At 66.8% G+C, this 2,141-nt stretch carries 1 protein-coding gene and 1 pseudogene; both read right to left on the reverse strand.

What is annotated here, in order from left to right; all coding sequences use genetic code 11:
* Nucleotides 1–253: pseudogene (locus tag ABZT49_RS11105) on the reverse strand (type I secretion system permease/ATPase); the annotation flags it as partial.
* A gap of 404 nt (nt 254–657) precedes the next feature.
* Nucleotides 658–2,141, reverse strand: a 1,484-nt coding sequence (locus ABZT49_RS11110; RefSeq protein ID WP_355286132.1) for an Ig-like domain-containing protein, incomplete at its 5' end; no start/stop codon positions are given.

Genomic DNA, 2,141 nt, shown 5'->3' on the forward strand with positions numbered 1-2,141 from the left:
GGAGGAGGCGCCCCTTGAGGCCGAGCCGGCGCGCGCCGCGCACGATGTCGACGCCGCTCATCGGCGCCTGGCCGAGGCCGAGGTCGTGGCGGACCTGGGCCGGCTCGCAGGGGATCTGGTGGAACGAGGCGACGAGTGCCAGCGCGCCGAGGCCCGAATCGGGCCGTGCCGCCGGCAGTTCCGCGGGACCGCGACCGGATTGGTCGGGGCCGGCCGGGTCGAGATCGGCCTGTGAGGCCGCGTCTTGCAACATGGACCTTGACACTCCTGCCTTGAACGAGATCGGACCACTCCCTCAAGGCATAACATGCGCGAGATCGTGCCCGGTGCGGCTCAGAAGTAATATATCGACAATCCACAGAATATAATAACGACAAATCAAATTTTATATTCTTTGATGCAAATAAAAACCAGGATCATCGAGGAAGCGATGAGCGATATCGAAGCGATCACACGTCGATCCGAAAATGCGATTGCACCCGGTCGCGCTCGGCGAAAGGGTGCAACAGCAACGGACTTGCCGGTCCGACCGCATCGTCGGCCGCCGCGGATTCCCGGGATCCGGATCCATGGCGGCACGTCCGGTCGCCGGCCGGTCACGACCGCGGCGCGTGCCGACCGGCCCGGAAGCTCCGGGCCGGTCGCACTCGTCGGTGACTATCCGACGTTGCCGCCGCCGAAGGTGGTGTCGCCGAAGGTCGCGCGGCCTTCGAGGGCGCCGTATTGCAGGTAGTGCTGCATCGGGTCGATCTTGGCCTGGGCGACGTCGCCGTAGGCCGCGAGGTACTCCGTCGTGTCGAAGCCCTTCGACGGGTCGCGGCCTTCCTTCCAGCCGTACTGGTCGTAGTGCATCAGCGGATCGATCCCGGCCGCCTTCACGTCCTGGTAGGCGTCGAGATAGCCCTTCGTGTCGAACACCGCGTTCGGGTTGCGGCCCTCCTTCCAGCCGTAGGTCTCGTAGTGATCGTACGCGTAGGTGAACGCATCCATGCCGGATTTCGTCGCCGCCTCAGCCACGTCGGCATAGGACAGGAGGTAGTATTCGGCATCGAAGCCCGGATGCACGGCGAGGTCGGCGGTCTTGCCGATCGCGTCGTAGATCTGCCGTCCCTCGCCCTGACCGAATTCGATGTAGTGCCTGAGCGGGTCGAGCCCCTGCGCCTTCACGTCCGGATTGCGGGCGAGGTAGAGTTCGGTGTCGAAACTCGCCGACGGATCGCGGCCCTCCTTCCAGCCGGTCTGGTCGTAGTGCTCGAGGGGATTGACGCCGGCCGCTTGCACGTCCGGGTTGGCAGCGAGGTAGCCGGTCGTCGAGAACAGCGCGTTCGGGTCGCGGCCCTCCTTCCAGCCGTAGGTCGCGTAGTGCTCGTCGGCGTCCTGACCGGCGAAGAACACGTCCTTGTAGTTGGCGAGGTAGTACAGGTCGTCGACGAGCGGCTGACCGTCGCCGGTGACCACGGTGGCATCGCTGAAGAGGTAGCGCTCGAAGCCGGTGACCCGGTCCTCCCCTTCGGGCCCGACGATCAGCGTGTAGGCGCCGTCGCGGGTGACGGAGGTGTCGGCGAGCTTCGAGTTGAACACCAGGGTGTCGTTGCCGGTCGGGCCCGTCAGGGTCCGGCCGCCGAACAGGTAGTCGTTGCCGGGCGAGTTGACGATGATGTCGTCGCCCTGGCCGCCGTAGACGGTGTCGTTGCCCTCCCCGCCGTCGAGGTAGTCGTTGCCGTCCTGACCGAACAGCACGTCGTCGCCCGCCTCGCCGAGCACGACGTCGTTGCCGGTCCCGCCGTCGATGGTGTCGTTGCCGGTGCCGCCGAGGAGCGTGTCGTCGCCGGCATCGCCGAAGATCCGATCGTCGCCGCCGGCACCGTTCACGGTGTCGTTGCCGCCGAGCGCCACGAGGACGTGGCCCTGGTCGTTGTCGGTGTAGACATCATTCCCTTCGGTGAAGGCGAACGGAACCGACGACACCACGATCTCGAGCGGCGCAGAGGGCGGGCCGGCATTGCCGGCCGCGTCGGTGAGCTGCACCGACAAGGCGTAGGTGCCGTCCGCGAGCGGGTTGGCCGGGCTGACCGAGAAGGTGCCGTCGGCCCCCACCACGGCCGTCCCGATCGGCGTGGTGCCGTCGAGCAGCGTCACCG

It is taken from the genome of Methylobacterium sp. EM32, from assembly GCF_040593685.1.
Classification (GTDB): Bacteria; Pseudomonadota; Alphaproteobacteria; order Rhizobiales; family Beijerinckiaceae; genus Methylobacterium.